This is a genomic window from Cohnella sp. 56 (assembly GCF_037963805.1).
Classification (GTDB): Bacteria; Bacillota; Bacilli; order Paenibacillales; family Paenibacillaceae; genus Cohnella.
In genome coordinates this window covers 495665-514187 of the sequence record NZ_JAZDQE010000001.1, presented here as the reverse complement: position 1 = coordinate 514187, position 18523 = coordinate 495665, and the positions used below count along the sequence as shown (strand labels likewise).

General features: G+C 60.7%; 16 protein-coding genes. 3 read left to right on the top strand and 13 right to left on the bottom strand.

What is annotated here, in order from left to right; translation table 11 throughout:
• Window positions 1-205: 205 nt before the first annotated feature.
• The 9 genes from VQ071_RS02125 to VQ071_RS02085 form a co-directional block, all read right to left on the bottom strand.
• Complete coding sequence (locus tag VQ071_RS02125) at window positions 206-727, bottom strand: hypothetical protein (RefSeq protein ID WP_340512188.1); 522 nt, start codon at window positions 725-727, stop codon at window positions 206-208.
• Window positions 708-1403, bottom strand: a complete 696-nt coding sequence (locus VQ071_RS02120) for a hypothetical protein (RefSeq protein ID WP_340512187.1) — start codon at window positions 1401-1403, stop codon at window positions 708-710. Before VQ071_RS02120 ends, VQ071_RS02125 begins: the two co-directional genes overlap by 20 nt.
• Before the next feature lie 42 nt (window positions 1404-1445).
• Window positions 1446-2729 (bottom strand): glycoside hydrolase 5 family protein, encoded by a 1284-nt coding sequence (locus tag VQ071_RS02115; protein ID WP_340512186.1) that lies wholly within the window; start codon window positions 2727-2729, stop codon window positions 1446-1448.
• Window positions 2730-2774: 45 nt separating this feature from the next.
• Entirely contained in the window at window positions 2775-3608 is an 834-nt protein-coding gene (locus VQ071_RS02110) for a carbohydrate ABC transporter permease (RefSeq protein ID WP_340512185.1), read from the bottom strand.
• Window positions 3605-4498, bottom strand: a complete 894-nt coding sequence (locus tag VQ071_RS02105) for a carbohydrate ABC transporter permease (protein WP_340512184.1) — start codon at window positions 4496-4498, stop codon at window positions 3605-3607. The genes VQ071_RS02110 and VQ071_RS02105 overlap by 4 nt, the downstream gene beginning before the upstream one ends.
• A 119-nt stretch (window positions 4499-4617) precedes the next feature.
• Entirely contained in the window at window positions 4618-5949 is a 1332-nt protein-coding gene (locus tag VQ071_RS02100) for an ABC transporter substrate-binding protein (RefSeq protein WP_340512183.1), read from the bottom strand.
• Between the two features lie 1176 nt (window positions 5950-7125).
• On the bottom strand, window positions 7126-8001 hold the full coding sequence (locus VQ071_RS02095) for a carbohydrate ABC transporter permease (protein ID WP_340512182.1): 876 nt from the start codon (window positions 7999-8001) through the stop codon (window positions 7126-7128).
• 12 nt (window positions 8002-8013) lie between these two features.
• Entirely contained in the window at window positions 8014-8973 is a 960-nt protein-coding gene (locus VQ071_RS02090; protein ID WP_340512181.1) for an ABC transporter permease, read from the bottom strand.
• Window positions 8974-9002: 29 nt separating this feature from the next.
• Entirely contained in the window at window positions 9003-10637 is a 1635-nt protein-coding gene (locus VQ071_RS02085; RefSeq protein WP_340512180.1) for an ABC transporter substrate-binding protein, read from the bottom strand.
• 458 nt (window positions 10638-11095) lie between these two features.
• On the opposite strand from VQ071_RS02085, the gene VQ071_RS02080 reads away from it, so the two are divergent.
• The 3 genes from VQ071_RS02080 (at window position 11096) to VQ071_RS02070 (ending at window position 14378) form a co-directional block, all read left to right on the top strand.
• Window positions 11096-12925 carry a discoidin domain-containing protein gene (locus VQ071_RS02080; protein ID WP_340512179.1) on the top strand — a complete coding sequence of 610 codons (1830 nt, stop codon included), beginning with the start codon at window positions 11096-11098 and terminating at the stop codon, window positions 12923-12925.
• 753 nt (window positions 12926-13678) lie between these two features.
• On the top strand, window positions 13679-14164 hold the full coding sequence (locus VQ071_RS02075; protein ID WP_340512178.1) for a hypothetical protein: 486 nt from the start codon (window positions 13679-13681) through the stop codon (window positions 14162-14164).
• Window positions 14165-14219: 55 nt separating this feature from the next.
• Window positions 14220-14378, top strand: coding sequence for a hypothetical protein (locus VQ071_RS02070; protein WP_340512177.1), 159 nt, complete (start codon window positions 14220-14222; stop codon window positions 14376-14378).
• Here the strand turns inward: VQ071_RS02070 and VQ071_RS02065 are convergent.
• From VQ071_RS02065 to VQ071_RS02050, 4 genes are all read right to left on the bottom strand, one after another.
• On the bottom strand, window positions 14348-15079 hold the full coding sequence (locus tag VQ071_RS02065) for an SDR family NAD(P)-dependent oxidoreductase (protein ID WP_340512175.1): 732 nt from the start codon (window positions 15077-15079) through the stop codon (window positions 14348-14350). The genes VQ071_RS02070 and VQ071_RS02065 overlap by 31 nt on opposite strands.
• Window positions 15076-15852: a ThuA domain-containing protein gene (locus VQ071_RS02060; protein WP_340512174.1), complete on the bottom strand. Its 777-nt coding sequence runs from the start codon at window positions 15850-15852 to the stop codon at window positions 15076-15078. Before VQ071_RS02060 ends, VQ071_RS02065 begins: the two co-directional genes overlap by 4 nt.
• A 6-nt stretch (window positions 15853-15858) precedes the next feature.
• Complete coding sequence (locus VQ071_RS02055; protein WP_445293250.1) at window positions 15859-17508, bottom strand: ABC transporter substrate-binding protein; 1650 nt, start codon at window positions 17506-17508, stop codon at window positions 15859-15861.
• 117 nt (window positions 17509-17625) lie between these two features.
• Window positions 17626-18522 carry a carbohydrate ABC transporter permease gene (locus tag VQ071_RS02050; protein ID WP_340512172.1) on the bottom strand — a complete coding sequence of 299 codons (897 nt, stop codon included), beginning with the start codon at window positions 18520-18522 and terminating at the stop codon, window positions 17626-17628.
• Window position 18523: the final 1 nt, after the last annotated feature.

The following is an 18523-nucleotide window of genomic DNA, read 5'->3' as shown; positions in this document are numbered from 1 at the left end:
CTTGGCAATTCCGTGTACCTCCTCTGAATAGAAAAATGGTTGTTGCGCACACAACGCTCGATAATCGCCAAGCGCTAACGCTTCCGTCACACGCTGCCAGTCGCACGAACGCATCGAACATTTAACAGTGGCTGCTGCAATCGAGGACAACATCCCTCTACCGCCGCTGTCATTAACCTAACTAGCTCCCTCTCATTGAGACCGTTTACAAAACGGCCTGTAGCGCGTGGGGCAGCCGATCGCCTCCACTACGAGAGGCGATCGGCATTACGGGGGCGCGGAGCGGGCCATCGCCTCTACTACGAGAGGCGATCCGCATTACGGGTGCGCGGAGCGGGCCATCGCCTCTACTACGAGAGGCGATCCGCTCTCCAGGCGCGCGGAGCGGGCCATCGCCTCTACTACGAGAGGCGATCCGCATTCCGGGCGCGCGGAGCCGGCCATCGCCTCTACTACGAGAGGCGATCCGCATTCCAGGCGCGCGGAGCGGGCCATCGCCTCTACTACGAGAGGCGATCCGCATTCCGGGCGCGCGGAGCCGACCATCGCCTCCACTACGAGAGGCGATCCGCATTCCAGGCGCGCGGAGCGGGCCATCGCCTCTACTACGAGAGGCGATCCGCATTCCGGGCGCGCGGAGCCGCCCATCGCCTCTACTACGAGAGGCGATCCGCTCTCCAGGCGCGCGGAGCCGGCCATCGCCTCTACTACAAGAGGCGATCCGCATTCCGGGCGCGCGGAGCGGCCATCGCCTCTACTACGAGAGGCGATCCGCTCCCCAGGCGCGCGGAGCGGGCCATCGCCTCTACTACGAGAGGCGATCCGCATTCCAGGCGCGCGGAGCGGGCCATCGCCCCTTCTACGAGAGGCGATCCGCACTCCGAGCGCGCGCAGCCGCCCATCGCCTCTACTACGAGAGGCGATCCGCTCTCCATGCGCGCGGAGCCGACCATCGCCTCTACTACGAGAGGCGATCCGCATTCCGAGCGCGCGGAGCGGGCCATCGCCTCTACTACGAGAGGCGATCGGCACTCCGAGCGCGCGGAGCCGGCCATCGCCTCTACTACAAGAGGCGATCCGCACTCCAGGCGCGCGGAGCCGGCCATCGCCTCTACTACAAGAGGCGATCCGCATTCCCAGCGCGCGCAGCCGCCCATCGCCTCCACTACGAGAGGCGATCCGCATTCCCAGCGCGCGGAGCGGCCATCGCCTCTTCTACGAGAGGCGATCCGCACTCCAGGCGCGCGGAGCCGGCCATCGCCTCTACTACAAGAGGCGATCCGCATTCCCAGCGCGCGCAGCCGCCCATCGCCTCCACTACGAGAGGCGATCCGCATTCCGGGCGCGCGCAGCCGCCCATCGCCTCCACTACGAGAGGCGTTCCGCTCTCCGCATCTCCGCATTCCGCCTGCGGCCCGCCCCTACCAACCCGCGCGCCCGGCGCGCTAGAACGGCTCGGACACGCGCACCGCCGAGTAGCCGCTCTCCGCGCCGGCCTGGTTCAGCGCCTTGAGCCGGTACCAGGTGCGGGCGACCTGCGCGCGGGTCGGGTCGACCCACGGCCCGGCCAACGGCGCGCGCCGCCGGTCGTAGACGACCGTCCACGGCCCGGCCGCTCCCGCCGTGGACTTCTCGAGCGTGTAGCGCGCGCCGCCCGGCACGCCGCGGAACAAGATCCGCCCCGCATCCGCGCCGTCGATGACGGGCGCGGGCGGCACGCCCGGCGGCGGCACCGCCCGCCCGCTCATGCGATAAGCGTGCGCGCGAAGCAAACCGATGCGCCGCTCGGCTTCTTCGCCGACGGCCGTCCCCGGATAGTGGACGGTGAAGCCGTCGAAGTGCTGCACGTACCCGCAGGCGTCGTCATGGCCGAACAGCGACCAGAACAGCGTGCCCGTCACCGACTCGCCGGCCTCGGCCCCGCGAACAAAAGCCTCGAGGTCGCAGTCCGGCCAACCGTACTCCCCGCACATGTACGTCTTGCCCGCAGCCGCGACGGTCGCGGCGTCCGCCGCCATCTCCCCGGCATCGGCCGGATAGTAGTGGACGTCGAGCAGGTCGAGACTGTCCACCGCCAACGCCCCCGCATCCAGCTTGAACTGCTTGCCGTGCGCGACGAGCTGGCGCGGCGCGAGCGACTTGATATAGTCCGCCAGCTCGGACACCCAGGCGACGGGCGCATCGTTCAGCTCGTTGCCGAGCTCCCAGGCCATGATCGCCGGGTCTTCGCTATAGCGGACGCCGCTGATCGTGTTGACCCGCCCGACGATCGCATCGACATGGCGTTTGAAGTCGGCGACGACCTCGGGTGCGCTATAAAAAGCCCCTGCATCGTCGTAGCCGCGCCAGCGCGCGAACGTCAGCCGGCCGCCGTGGTAGTAGTTCCAATTGCAGACAAGCGGGACGACGAGCCTAAGCCCCCGCTCTCCCGCCTCGTGCATCGCGAAGTCGATTCGGCGCAGCGCCTCTTCGTTGAATTCGCCGAGCGACGGCTGGACGGACTGCGGATGGCCGCAGGAGGCGCCGAGCGTATGGGAACGCACGACCGTGGCTCCCATCTCGACCGCCGTGTCCAACGCGTCCCGCACGCGGAACGGCGTCGGCCAGCCGATGCCGTTCACATTTTCATCAAGTCCAAGCCAGTAAATATTCGGTCCCGCGAACCGGAAGGGCTTGCCGTCCAGCAGCAGGCGGCTTCCCTCTCTTTTGACAAAGCCTTGCACGCCCATTCGCAACCATCCTCACTCGCAGTTGAAGTCGAAGTTGTAGTCGGATCAGCCCTTGACCGCGCCGTTCGTCACGCCCGAGAAAATATAGCGCTGCAGGAACAGGTACAGCACGACGGTCGGAATCATGATGAGCAGGATGATGGCGCATATATAGCCCCACTCCGCCTGATTGTTGCTGGCGAAGCGCATGATCGACGTCGATACGACGGCGAGCGATGTCTTGGGCATGTAGAGGAACGGGATGTACAGCTCGTTGTAAATGTTGATCGTCTTGAGAATGATGAGCGTCGCCGTGGCAGGCCCGAGCAGCGGGAAGATGACCGAGCGATAAATGCGGAACAGGCTCGCGCCGTCCATCATCGCGCTCTCGTCCAGCTCATACGGAATGTTGCGGATGAACTGCAGATAGATGTAAATCTGGATGACGTCAGCTCCGATGAACAGGATGACCGGCGCGTACAGCGAGTTGTACAGCCCCATCCACTTGATGACCGAGAACACGACGACCTGCGTCGTGATCGTCGGGACGATCGTCGCGAACAGGAATGCGCCGAGCACCAGCTTCTTGCCCTTGAACTCGAGGCGTCCGAGGCAGTACGCCATCATCGTGCCGAGCACGACGTTGCCGATGAGCGACAGCGCGATGATGTAGACGGTATTGCCGAACGAATGCCACAGATGCGTGCGCTCGATGACGACGCGGAAGTTGTCGAAGTTCAGGAAGCTGTGCGGCAGTGCGAACGGATCGTTGCCCTCGTTGCCCTGCTTGAAGGCGTTGACGACGACGACGTAGGGCGGGAACAGGACGATGAAGGAGGCGAACAGCAGCACGACGTACTTGAGCCACTGCACCGGATCGCGCCTGACAGACTTGCTCATGCGTCTCTGCCCCCTCTCCCGATGACGAGGTTCTGCAAGCCCAGCACGACGACGACGATCAGCAGCAGCACGACGCTCATCGCCGAGGCGAGTCCGAAGTTGTTGAATTGGAATGCCGTATTGATCGTTTTGAAAAGGAACGTCTCGCTCGATCCCGCCGGACCGCCCTTCGTCAGCACGAACGGCAGATCGAAGACGGCGAGCGCGCCGCTCAGCGTGAGGAACATGTTGAGCTGGATGATCTTCGTCATATTCGGCAGCGTCAGCCGTATCAGCTTCTGCCAGCGCCCCGCGCCGTCGATCTCGGCCGCCTCGTACATATCCGCCGGAATCGATTGGAGCGCGCCCAGGTAGATGACCATGTTGTAGCCGAGGAAGCGCCACATGCTGATCGAGGCGAGCGAGAAGTTGACGAGCGACGTATTGCCGAGCCAGCTCGTCTTGGACAGGCTGTCGAGGCCGATCGCCCCGAGCAGGATGTTGAGCGAGCCGTTCGTCGTGTCGAACACATATTGGAACATGAAGGCGACGGCGACGGCATTCATGATGAACGGCAGGAACATCAGAACGCGGAAGCCGTTCCTGCCGCGGAGTTTCGAATTCAGGATGACGGCGAACACGATCGCGATCGCATTCTGCACGATGCCGACGACGGCGTACGGAATCTGGTTCAGGAACACGCCGAACAGATCGCGGTTCGTGAATACTTCGACGAAGTTGGCGAAGCCGATCCAGGTCGGATTCGCCTCAAGACCGTCCCAGTCGGTGAAGCTCATCCAGACGAGCTTGACGGCCGGGTAGAACGTGAAGAGCGCCAGCAGCGCCAGCGGTATGGACATGAAGCAGAGCAGTATGATTCTCTTTTGTGCCTGATAGCTTAAACCATTCATTTCTTCCACCCCGGATTCTCTCTGTGCGGGAACGCGGACGCGTCTGCCGTCGGGGGGCCCCTCCATAGGAGTGGCCCGCCCGACGGCGGCGACGGTCCGCGGTCCGGTGCGCGACTCGTTTACTTAGCCAGCGCCTTCTTGGCTGCGGCCCATTTCTTGTTGTACTCGTCGAGCACCTTCTGCGGGTCCTTGGACAGTACGAACTCCTGCACCATCGCTTCCTTGACGATCTGCGCCTTGTTGACGACGGCGGTCGACTCTTCGGAGTCGGCGGCCGCTTCGATCGTCGTCGGGCCGTAGCTCTGGAATTCGGTCAGCTGCGCCATGTTGGCCTGCTTGTCCTTCAGCACCGGGATGAAGCCCGCGAAGTCGTCGAAGCCGGAATCCTCGAGCATCCACTTGACGAATGCCTTGGCCGTCTCGACATGCTTGCTGTTCTTGTTGACGCCGTATGCCCAGTCCGGTGCGAGCAGCACGTTCGTCTTGCCCGAGTTATCGTACGGGAGCGGGAAGAAGCCGACGTTGTCCGAAGTCGTGCCGGACGAGATGACCTGCGGGATGACCCAGTTGCCGAGCATGTACATCGCGAACTTGCCGCTCGCGATATCCTTCTTGGACTGCTCCCAGTTCGTGGAGTTGACGTCCGGCTCGAGGTAGCCCTTCTCGTACATCGTGCGGATGATCGTCAGACCTTGTCCGTAAGGGTTATCCATCGTGTACGGCGCGTCGGAGTTGATGCGGTCGTTGTTCAGGTTCTTGTCGCCGGCGATCGAGATCGGCACCTCGGACGCCCACGGGTAGAGCGGCCATTGATCCTTGAAGTTGGAGGCCAGCGGCACGATGCCCTTTTGCTTAAGCTTGTCGGCGGCGGCGTAGAACTCGTCCAGCGTCTTCGGAATCTCCGTGATGCCGGCGTCCGCGAACGCCTTCTTGTTGTACACGATGCCGGTCGTCGTGGCGCCGGCCGAGATGCCGTACAGCTTGCCTTCCGAGGATTTGTAATCGTTGAAGTAAATCTTGTCGTTCAGGCCCAGATCGTCGAGCGGCGCAAAGTACTTCGGCAGGTCGGAGTTCGGGATCGTCGGGATGAGCAGCACGTCCGGGTATTCGCCGGAGGACAGGCGCACCTTCGTGTTCTTGTCGAGATCGGTGACCGCTTCGAATTCGACCTTGGCGTTCGGATACTTCTCGTTGAAGCGCTTGGCGTAGTCGACGTATTCCTTGTCGATCATGTCCGTGCGGTTGGTGAGGAATGTGATCGTCCCGCTGATGTCGGCCGCCGGATCGGCAGATGCAGACGAGGATGCGGATGCGCTGGCGGATGCGGATGCGGATGGGCTCGCGCTCGCGGACGGCGAGGCGTTGTTCCCGTTGTTGTCGTTGCCGCCGCAAGCCGTGGCGATCATGCTCAGCGTGGCGATGGCGGCTGCCATCGTAAGACCCTTCTTCATGGATGAATCCCCCTGTAAGTAAATTTGATACCGCTTACAGGTATAGATATTAACATACTTATATTTTCCTTTCAACAATTTAATTTAATTTATTTACTATTGTTTAAATTAATTTATTAACTTTTAACTCGAACAACCGTATTCCGATTGCTTCAAATGGGGGAGCCTCCAAGTACGACGCCCGCGGTTAAACAAGAAACCACCGTATTCCCCACTCGTCCGGCGCCACCTCAACTGCACAAAAAAGTTGAACCCCGTATAATTAACTGCATATCTGCATCTAATTTGACCGTTGTCCTGGCGCCATGAACGAATAACTGCAAAAATGCAGTTAAATCCGCCCGAAAGAGCGAAAATGCCTGAAATAGAGTGAAATAGATGCATATTTGCAGTTATCGGCTTCGCACGGGCGACGAAGCGTTCAATTAACTGCATTTGTGCAGTTATCGCCTATTGGGCGGGCATGCGGTGTGCGCGCTGCGAGCATGTAGTGCGCATGCAGTATGCGCGCTGCGAGCATGTAGTGTGATGCGGTATGCGTGCTGCGAGCATGTAGTGCGCATGCAGTATGCGCGCTGCGAGCATGTAGTGTGCATGCAGTATGCGTGCTGCGAGCATGTAGTGTGCATGCGGTGTGCGCGCTGCGAGCATGTAGTGTGCATGCGGTGTGCGCGCTGCGAGCATGTAGTGTGATGCGGTATGCGTGCTGCGAGCTGTAGTGTGCATGCAGTATGCGTGCTGCGAGCATGTAGTGTGCATGCGGTGTGCGTGCTGCGAGCATGTAGTGTGCATGCGGTATGCATGCGGTATGCATGCGGTGGGCATGCGGTGTGCGTGCTGCGAGCATGTAGTGTGATGCGGTGTGCGCGCTGCGAGCATGTAGTGTGCATGCGGTGTGCGTGCTGCGAGCATGTAGTGTGATGCGGTGTGCGCGCTGCGAGCATGCGGTGTGCATGCAGTATGCGTGCTGCGAGCATACAGTGTGCAATGTAGCGGCATGCGGTGTGCATGTGGCGGGCGGGCAGCAGTATGCGGTGTGTGTCGGTGTGCGTGTGGCAGCCAGCGGCGGGCATGTAGCGGGCATGCAGCGGGCACGCGCACATGGCGCACACGCCGTGCATGTATAGCGCCGCCGCCTCGCGGCGGCGCATCGTGACTACCCGCTTGCCACGGTCTTCAGCCCTTGACCGAGCCGATCATCGCGCCCTTCACGAAGTGCTTCTGCAGGAACGGGTACACTGCGAGGATGGGCAGGCTCGAGACGAGGATCGACGCGAGCTTCATCGTGAACGGGTTGATGTCCTGCTGGACCGCGACGGAGATGCCCGCCTGCGAGATGGCTGCGGACGTGTTGCTGATCAGATCCTTGAGCACCATCTGGAGCTGCCACATGTTTTTCTCCGTCGCATACAGCACCGAGGAGAAGAAGTCGTTCCAGTAGCCGACGGCGATGAACAGGCCGACCGTCGCCAGCACCGGCTTGGAGAGCGGCAGCACGACGCTGAAGAAGACGACGAGATCGTTCGCCCCGTCGATCTTGGCCGCCTCCTCCAGCTCGTCGGGCAGATTGCGGAAGAAGCCGACCATGACGAAGATGTTCCATGCGCCGATCGAGCCGGGCAGGATGAGCGCCCAGTACGTATCGATCATATGCAGCGACTTGACGAGCAGGTACGTCGGGATCATGCCGCCGCTGAACAGCATCGTGAACAGGATCAGCATGGAGAAAAACGTCCCCCCGCGCAGCCGCCGCCGCGAGATCGCATAGGCGGTCGTCGCCGAGAAAAAGGTGCCGATCGCCGTGCCGCACACCGTCGTAATGACGGTCACCTTGAAGCCGGACAAAATGGAAACGTTCTGGAACACCGCCTTGTAGGCGGACAGCGAGAAGCCCTGGGGCACCAGGAACAGCCCGCCTGCCGCCGTCCGGTCCGATTCGCTGAGCGAGCCCATGATCATATACCAGAACGGATAGATCATGACGAGCATCAGGACGACGAAGAACGCGATGTTCGCCGCATTAAACACTTTTTCACCACGCGTGAGCCCCACGCCGCTTCCTCCTCACCATAGCCCCTGCTGGCCGCTTTTTTTCACAATCGTATTGACCGTCAGGATCAGCGTCATCGCCACCGCCGACTTGAACAGCCCCGCCGCCGTCGCGAAGCTGTAGTTCGCCTGATAGATGCCGACCCGATAGACGTAGGTGTCGATGATGTCGGCCACGTCGTACACGAGCGCGTTGTACAGCAGGAAGATCTGCTGGAAACCCGCCTCGAGCACGTTCGCCAGACTCAGAATGACGAGGATGACGATGACCGGACGGATGGCAGGCAGCGTCACATGCCACATCTGCCGCAGCTTGGACGCGCCGTCGATGCGTGCGGCCTCGTACAGATCGGGATTGACGCCGGCGATCGCGGCCAGGTAGATGATCGTGCCCCAGCCGACCTCCTTGTAGATGTCGGTGACGACGAGCATCGAGCGGAAGTACCGCACATCCCCGAGAAAGTCGATCGGCTTGCCGCCCAGCGATTGGATGACCGTGTTCACCATGCCGTCGACCGGGTTGAGGAACGTGATGATGATGCCCGAGAAGATGACCCAGCTAATGAAGTGCGGCAAGTAGACGACCGACTGGGCGAAGCGCCGGAAGACGACGCTGCGCAGCTCGTTGAGCAGCAGCGCCAGCACGATCGGGATGACGAACGACGCCGACAGCTTGTAGAGGCTGATAATGACCGTATTGCCCAAAATCTCGTAGAAGTCCGGCGACCGGAACAGCCGCTCGAACTGCGCGAAGCCGACCCACTGACTGCCGTGGATGCCTTTGTAAATGTTGTAGTCCTGAAAAGCGATGACGACGCCGTACATCGGACCGTACTTGAAAAGCAGGACGAGCAGCAGACCCGGGAGGAGGAGGAGGTAGAGGTACCTGTCCCGCACGAGATCCTTCATGAGCGATCTGCCCGCCGTCCGCGGAGACGGCCCGGTCGACCGGGCCGCGGCTTTGATGTCAGCCATGACGAAGCCTCCTTGTGCCTAAACCGGCCTTATTTGTAAGGCGTGATGTTGGCCTCGTACCACTTGTCGTACTGCTCGTATTCCTGCTGCTGCGTGGCGTACAGCTTGGCCGCTTCCTCGTCGATCTGCTTGCCGCCGAGCTTGTCGTACGTCTTGGCGAAGCCGTCGAACGCGTCGACCGACGTCTTGCCCGTGATGATGCCCCAGAACAGCTCCTCGCGCGCCTTCTTGATGTCCTCCGAATATTTGTCCCACTCCGGACGGTCGATCGCCTTGAAGTAGACGATCTTGTCGCGCATCGGCTGGGAGGAAGCGATCTTCTGCTCGAACATCTTGGTTACCTCGGGGGTGTTCTTGATGTTCGCGGCGTCCTTGCGCTGGACGTACCAGCCGAAGTTGCCGAGGCCGAGCTTGCTGCCTTCCTCGGGCTGGATCGTCGGCGTGAAGATGCCGTCCTTCATGTTGTAGTGCTCGCCCTCGCGGCCGAAGGTGATGAGCTTGAATACGTCCGGCGTCGCCATCGTATTGAGCACCTGGACGGCGCTGTCCGCGTCGGTCGCGTCCGTGACGATCAGGTAGCACCAGCCGATGCGGGGGTCCGGCATGTCGGAGCTGAAGCCGTCGGGGCCCTTGATCGGGTCGACGGAGATGTATTCGCCCGCCGGGTTGAGCTTCTTGAACGACATGGCGACCGAGTTGCCGGGGTTGAAGTAGTCGACCCAGCGGTAGAACGAGCCGACCTTGCCCGAAGCGTAAATATCGTTGACCTTGGTGTCGTCGTTGTTCGCGCTCGTCGTCATGCGGGGATCGATGACGCCTTCCTTGTACAGCCCTTGCAGCAGCGCCAGCACCGTCTTGACGTTCGGATCGAGCGCGCCGAACTTGATCGAGCCGTCCGGCTGCCGCATGAAGTTCTCGACGTCCACGCCGTAGGCGTAGAAGAACGGCGCCAGGCTGCGGTAGTAGTTGTCGCCCGACAGGCCGTACGTGTCCTTCTTGCCGTTGCCGTCCGGGTCGCCGTTCGCGAATGCCTTCAATACGTTCACATACTCATCGAGCGTCGTCGGTACGGGCAGGCCGAGCTTGTCGAGCCAATCCTTGCGCAGAATCGTCGTCATATAGCTCGCTTCCGGCACGTCGCCGGGAATGCGGAATATTTTGCCGCTCTTGTCCCAGTGGTAGAACAGCGTGTCCTTCGAGTAATAGTCGAGAATTTCCTTGCCGTTCTTCTGCAGCGCCGCGGTCAGGTCCTGCGCGATGCCGGCGTCCACCCACTTCGTATACTCCTTGGTGTCGCCCGTCCACAGAATGCCGGGGCGCGTATCCTTGGCGCTCATCAGCAGATTGATCTTGGTGTTCAGCTCCGACCAGTCCGGCAGGAAGACGGGCTGCACGTCGACGGGACGCCCCATCGTCTTGGTCAGCTCCTCCTCGAGCGTCTTCTCCGCCCACGAATTCGGCGTCTTGGAGCCGGCCATGAGCGCCATGCTGATCTTGTAGGGCGTCTTCGCCTCCGCGCTGCCAGGCGCGTCGCTCGATTGCGAGGCTTCGCCGCCAGCCCCCTTCGTTCCGGACGCTTCCTTGCCGCCCCCGCCGCCCGAGCAGGCGGTGGTGAGCATCACTGCTGCGAGCGAGGCGCCCGCCAGCCACTTCGTTTTTTTCATATCCAATCCCCCCGTGAATTTGATTAAATGCAAGCGTTCGATTTGATTGCGCTTACATTTACAGGGTGATTGTATCGCTTTGTTTGGTTCATGTAAACAAAAATCAATAAATTTATATTAAATTAGGACTATGGTTGAATTTTGTTTCTGATTTTCATTGATTCAGCTTATAAAATGACATAAATCGACATTCAATCAGAGCCGAAGGTGAGAATGAGTGCTCGAAACTACTGCCCATTCATTTATTCTTAATTAAACTAAAAATAAATATATTGATTTTTGTTAAATTTTTATTATGCTATTGTTGAACCATTGGAAGTGCTTACAATTGGAAAACTGGGAGGTGAGCGTCCTAAACGCCGTTCATGCCGGTCCTCCGGCATCCGCTTCGCAGCCTGTTCTTCGCACACAAGACCGCATTGCGAACCGCCAATCTACCCTTTCAGGAGGTACATGAAGTGACCTTATCTCTCCGAACCGCAACCTGGTACGCGCTCGCTCTGCTGCTCGCCGCCGCCAGCGTGGTCTTCTTCTCCCCGTCCAGCTCCCATGCCGCCACCGTCAACCTGGCGCTCGGCAAGCCGGTGACCGTCTCCTCGACCGAGAGCGCCGCCTATGGCGGCGGCAACGCCGTAGACGGCAATACGACGACCCGCTGGTCCTCCAATACGAACGACCAGCAGTACATGATCGTCGATCTGGGCGCGGCCCGCGCGGTCACGAGCGTCGTGCTGCGCTGGGAAGCCGCCTACGCGAAGAGCTTCCAGATTCAGACCTCGAACGACAACGCCACCTGGACGACCGTCTACTCCAACTACAACGGCACCGGCGGCACGACAACCATCAACTTCTCGTCCACGGTCCGCTACGTCAAGATGTACGCCTTCCAGCGCGGGACGCAATACGGCTACTCGCTCTACGAATTCGAGATTTACGGCGACGACGGCGGCTCGTCCGCGGCGGGCAACCTGGCGCAGGGCAAATCTGTGAGCGTATCGTCCACGGAGGATGCGACCAAGGCGGCCGCCTACGCGGTCGACGGCAACACGTCCACCAGATGGAGCTCCACCTATGCGGATCAGCAGTACATCACCGTGGACCTCGGCCAGCAGCGCACCGTATCCAAGGTCGTACTGCGCTGGGAGGCGGCGTACGCCCGCCAGTTCCAGGTACAGACGTCGACCGACAACAGCTCCTGGACGACCGTCTATTCCAACTACAGCGGCACCGGCGGGACGAGTACGATCACCTTCCCGCAGACGACCGCCCGCTATGTGAAGGTGTACCTCATTCAGCGCGCGACCGCCTACGGCTTCTCCCTGTACGAATTCGAGGTGTATGCGGACGGCGGCGGCAGCAATCCGGGCGGCGGCGTGGCCGCAGTCAAGCAGCGCATCCTGGATTACCTGAACAGCATCTCCGGCAACCACACCATCGTCGGCATCGAGAACAAGTCCTCGACCGCGCCGCGAAGCCACTCCGACCAGGTCGCCTCGATCGCCGGACGCACACCTTCGCTGTGGGGCGGCGACTTCGGCTTCGGCAGCAGTGCGGTGGACAATCGCTGGACGATGATCGGAGAAGCCAAAAACCAATTCAACAAAGGCGCGCTCGTCACGCTCATGTATCACCCGTGCTCGCCGACCCGCGACGAATACTGTTCCTGGGACGAGATCGGCGGCAACAACCCGGCCAAGCTGACCGACGCCCAGTTCACGCAGCTGACGACGCCGGGCACGACCCTTTACAACAACTGGATCGGCCGTCTCAATACGCTGGCGACCTACCTGCAGGATCTGAAGAACAACAATGTGGTCGTGCTGTTCCGGCCGTTCCACGAGATGAACCAATGCGTATTCTGGTGGGCCTGCCACAAAGGCTCCAACGGTACCGCCAAGCTGTACCAGATCACCCACGACTACCTCGTCAACACGAAGGGTCTCGACAATCTGATCTGGGTGTGGAACGTGCAGGACTTCTCCAACCTGAACACCGAAGTCGACGCCTACAACCCCGGCGCCGCCTACTTCGATATCGCGTCGCTAGACGTCTACAACACCGGCTATACGCAGAACAACTACAACACCATGCTCCGCGTGTCCGCCGGCAAGCCGATCGCGATCGGCGAATGCCAGTTCATGCCCTCGGCCTCGCTGCTCGCCAGCCAGAACAAATGGATCTACGCCATGCTCTGGCCCGACTTCATCGAAGACAACCGCAGCAGCCTGCCGGGCATCTACGGCGCCTCCAACGTGCTGACGCTCGACGAGATGCCGGGCTGGAGATAAGGGGCACCGTTCACAGCAATAATGTATAAATAGCACGAGGCCCTTCCTTCCCCTGACGGGATACGGAAGGGCCTTTATGTGCAAATATTTAATCGGAGGACGGTCTGTCGTCACGTAAAGGCCGCATGGTCGTCGCACAACGAAGCGGGATCGGACGACGCCTCCCATTCGTACGCTCCACGCTTCGAGGCAGAATAGACGAATACCTGCAGATGTACATCTTTTTTCCTTCTATAGCATGTATTGAACGATAAAAGATGCAAATCCGCAGGCTTTTTTCCTCTTTTCTTTCGGGACTGCGAATTTCGCGGAAAATTAACTGCTGATTTGCAGGCTTTTTCGCTTTGGCTCGTCCGGCTTGTTAAAAGCCTGCACGGATGCAGGCTTTATCGGCCGATCCCGGTGATTGATAAAATAAGCGGCAGCGACAGGGAATCATCTCCCTGCGGGATAGGAAAGGTATTATTTTTCACCCGAGTTCATTCGAGTGCCCACAAGCGGGTACGCGCGAGTGCTTCTTCCGCGTAGTCGTCGGCGAGATACTCGCCGTACAACTTCTTGATGTTCGGGCCGTACTTGTCGATGAGCGGCCGCAGATCGATCTCGCGCTGGCGTCGACAAGCTTGCTCCTATCCTTCTCCGGCACATTCATGTCGGGATATACGAATTATTGAATATATTGTATATTATCCTCGTGCTGCCAATTACACCTTGCTAGTCTCATAAACACGAAACTAAGAGGTGATTTGAACAATGAACACTATCAATAAAGTAGTCGTATCCATTGCCGCCACAGTCGCGCTTCTTGCCGCCTCTGCTGTCGTTTTTGCGAATAGTAAGAGCAATGATCGAACGGAAGCTCTTACAGACTTGCGGAAGGATAACAGCTTGGGCATCGGTGTGTGGAAAAGGGATGCTTTAACAATATTAGGGGAACTACCGCAAGCTAGCAAAAGGCTTAGCGTGGAGGAGGCTGAACGAATCGTAAGTAAGGAAAAGGATATTAAGTCAATGACGATAACCTTCAACGAGGTTGCCGGGGCTCCCGATTGGGAGGGAGGAAGCGGAATCGAACGTTTAATTTATTACACAGACGATTCTCGAAAAGAAGCAATTGTGGTGATGCTCGGCAAGGTTCTTCATGTCATTGAGGACGAGAACGGCAAACAACAGATTAGGTACTTGTTTCCAATCGACCAACAAGCTGCTCCACAGCCTACTTCAGCACCTTCAACTTGATTCGAAGCGCAGCGAGCGGGAGAGCGGGGAGCCTGAACGGCGAGGCCTGAGCTTATTGAAGGCGCTGTCGTTCAAGCGTCCCGCCCCCGATCGGCAGCCGCGCGAGGGCTCGGCGGATGTATTCATCCCCGAAGCCCCCATCGTGGCCGCGATCCGGCGTCCGCTCATAGATGAGGTATACGACTACGTCCAGCTCATCTCCGCGCCAGAGTAATCCCGGAACGCCGGATGCGGGCGTCCCGCGGCGTCTTCGTCGGCGAGATAGTCGCCGACGACGCGCAGGATGCCGGCCGCAGCCTCCTCCGTCGTGATCGCGGCGTCTTCGTTCAGCTTGCCGCTCATGTAGCTTTTCATCCAGCCCGGGTGAATGACCAGCACCTTGCCGCCGCGTCCCCGCAACTGGTTGTGCAGGATGTTGGACTGGATGTTGAGCGCGGCCTTGGACATGCAGTAGCCGTACCAGCCCTCGCGCCAAGTCTGGTTGATCTGCCCTGCCTCGGAGGAGATGTTGACGACGAGCTTATCCCCGCCGGAGAGCAGCAGCGCCTGGAGCGCATGCGCCATGCGCAGCGGGCCGAGTGCGTTGACGTCGTACATCCGGCGGATCGCCTCGTAGTCGATCTCGCCGAAGATGTTGTCGTCCTGATGGCCGGCGATGCCGGCATTGTTGACGAGCAGGTCGATGCTGCCGGTGCGCGCGGCGATCGCCTGCGCGGCGAGACGCACGCTCTCTTCGCTGCCGATGTCCAGCGCCAGCGGCACGAGCCGCTCGCCCGCTTCGCGCCGAAGTCCCTCCAGCGCGTCCCACGTTTCCAGATAGCGGCCCGCGAACACCGTGTAGCCCGCAGCCAGCAGCTGCTCCGTCAGCGCGAACCCGAGTCCCCGGTCCGCGCCCGTCACGACCGCATGCTTCATCGCGCGCTCCCCTCCGTTCCGGCGGCCTCAGCCGCACTACCCGCACCGGGAGCTCCCGCTCGCGTGCCGCCTGTCGCGGCATCCGAATCCAAGTCGGCCTCCGCGGCCGCAACCGCGCTACCGTCTCCGGCCGCTCCCGCCTCCAGCCCCGCCGCCCACAATCCGGCGCGCAGTATAAGCTCGCGGTACGCCGGGTGCAGGAACGACGAATGCGAATGCCCCGGCATCAGATAGACGACGCGGCCCAGTCCGAAGCGATGCGCCCAGGCGGCCGGCCAGCGCCCGCCCTCGTGCTCGTACTCGAGCAGCACGGTCGGCTTCATGAGCGGGCTCAGCTCGAACCGGTACGGCTCGTCGTCGATGACGAACGGCGCCAGTCCCCGCGTGATAGGATGCAGCTCCCCCTCGCCGCTCGCCGCGACCGGCAGCGGCCCGTACGGCGGGTGGCCGGTGAACCGGGCGCCGAGCAGGCTCGCGAGCGCGGGATTGCGCTGCAGCGAGATGCCGTTGTGGATGGCGAGCAGGCCGCCGCCCTGGGCGACATACGCGAGCAGCGCAGCCTCCTGCTCCGGAGCGACGGGCGTATTCGAGAATTCCGCATACGATATAAATAGTTGATAGCCTAAGAGATTAGCGCCGTTAAGCGCCCCGTACTCTTCGGTGCAATCGACCGTCAGGCGGCCTGCGAACACCTCCGTCAGCTCGCGGTCCACGCCCTCGAACGGATGATACTTCACTTCCCGGTAAGCACCTAATGCCAACGCACGTGTCATCGCAGATCACTTCTCCTTCCACAGCTCCGCTCTCGCCTTGACCAGATCGGTCGTGAGCTTGTTGACTTTGTCGATGTTCAGGTCCTGCAGATCCTTCATGAAGCTGTCCCACACCTTGTCGAACTGCTCCGGCTTCGCCATGATCGCCTCGGGAATCCGCTTCTTCATGACGCCGTCGGCCTTCTTCGCCAGCACGTCGAGATCCGAGCCCGTCTCCTTCGGAATGTTCCAGGCCGCGCCCCACGCCTTCACCGGGAACTGATCCGAGGACGGCCACAGGTCGATGTACCGCTTGGCCCCGTAGCGGGCCAGCGTCTCGCGATCCTCGTCCGAGTAGGCGGCGATGATCTGGCTCTCGAAGTTCGTCGTGTACGGATTGCCCGTCGGATCGAGCACGCCGTCGCCGTACATCGGCGCGAAGGCGTAGTTGCCGATGCCGCTCTCCTTCATATAGTTGGCCGCATCGTTCGACTTCTTCTGCTGCACGTCCTGCGGGATGACGCGCTTGCCGTCCTCGAGCTTGTAGTCGACGCCCTCGACGCCCCAGTTGCGCAGCACCTGGCCTTCGTCCGACGCCATGTAGTCGAGCATCTGGATGAGCTGCTCGGGATGCTTGGCGCTCGTCGTGATGCCGATGCCATAGCCGGCCAGATAGCCCGTGCTCTGCAGCTCCTTCTGCTTGACGCTCTCGTCGAGCGTGACGGGGAAGCGCGCGTACGTCCGGTCGAACTTGCCCTCGGACTTCAGCACCTGCTCCGCGTCTTGATAATCCCACAATTGATCGATAATGCCAAGCACCCGTCCGGTCGATACCTTCGATTTGTACTGATCGTACTTCTGCGTGAAGCTCTCCTTGTCCAGCAGCCCGATGCTGTACATATGGTTCAGCCAGCGGAAATATTCCTTCTCCTGCGGACGCAAATAGTGATAGGTCGCTTCGTACGTCTCGTCGTCGATCTGGAACTCGCCGTCGTCCGACCCGCCGGTCGCGTAGAAGGCCGGATTGGTCGTGCTGAGCTTGATCTGCCACTCGCCCGCGTTCAGCGTCATGCCGATCGTCGGCTGGCCGTCCGTCGTCGGATTTTTGTCGATATACGCCTTGAGCGCGTTCTCGTAATCCTGAACGGTCTTGATCTGCGGATAGTTCAGCTCCTTCAGCACCCGGTGCTGAATCTGAAAGCCGCCGTTCGCCTCAAGCTGCTGTCCGCCTACGCCCGCATAGGGCAGGAAGTAGATGCCGCCGTCGTCCTTGCTCCAGACGAGCCGGTTCATGTATTCGCCGTACACCTTCTTGATGTTCGGGCCGTACTTGTCGATGAGCGGCCGCAGATCGACCATCGCGCCGGCGTCGACGAGCTTGCCCATATCCTTCTCCGGCATGATCATGTCGGGATATTCGCCGCTCGAGATCATGAGCGGGATCTTCTGCGCGGTGGCGCCGCCGACCGGGAATTCGAACTTCAGCGTCACCCCGGTCTTGTCCGCAATCTGCTTGCCGACCCGGCTCTTCATATCGTCGAACGTGCCGTTCACGCTGGCGCTGTATACGCTCGCCGTGATCGGCTTGGCGGCGGCTCCGCCGCTGCCCGAAGCCTCCGCACTGCCTCCGGCCGCCTCGCCGTCCCCCGAGCCCGAGCAGCCCGTCGCCAGCAGCATCGTGCCCGCCACCAGTCCCGCCGTCCATCCGTATGCTTTCTTTCTCAACAATGCCATTACCTCCCCTAATGTCGTCGATCTATGTGTATCTCAGGTCGCCCTGCGGATACCGAAGCTTCAGGCCTTCACGGCCCCGAGCGTCACGCCCTTGACGAAGTACCGCTGCACGAACGGGTACACGAGCAGGATCGGCACCGTGCACAGGATCGTGATCGCCATCTTGATCGATTCGGGCGACACGCTCGCCATGTTCTGCGTCGCAGCCGGATTGTACGTGTCCGCACTCATCGACTGCGTGCTCTGCAGCACCTTCATGAGCTCGAACTGCAGTGTCGTGAGCTGTTCCTTGGAGCTGTTGTACAGGTAAGTATCGAACCAGGCGTTCCACTGTCCGACAGCGACGAACAGCGCGATCGTAGCCAGCACCGGCGCGCACAGCGGCAGGATGACGCGGCTGAATATCGTGAAGTCGTTCGCACCGTCGATCTTGGCCGACTCCTGGAGCGCGTATGGCAGTCCGCCGATGTAGGCGCGGATGATGAACATGTTCCACACGCTTAAGATGCCGGGCAAAATATACACCCAGAAGGTGCCGATCAGGTGCAGGTTGCGGATGAGCATGTAGACGGGAATGAGGCCGCCGCTGAAGTACATCGTGAGCGCGAACAGCGTCGAGAACAGGCGGCGCGCCTGGAAGTCGCTCCGGCTCAGCACGTAGGCGACCATCGCGGCGCTGAACACGCCCGCCAGCGTGCCGAGGACGGTGCGCAGCACCGAGTTGCGAAAGCCGATCAGCAGGTTCGGATAGCGCAGGATCGTCTCGTAGTTGTGCCAGGTGAACACTCGCGGCCAGACGTACAGATGGCCCTTCACCGTGTCGGACGATTCGTTGAGCGAGACGGCGAGCACGTTCAGAAAAGGATACAGCGTGACGACCATGACGAGCAGCATCGCCGCGTACAGCAGCAGGTCGAAGGCGCGGTCGCCGCGGCTCCTCCCGATCGAGTGGGGCATT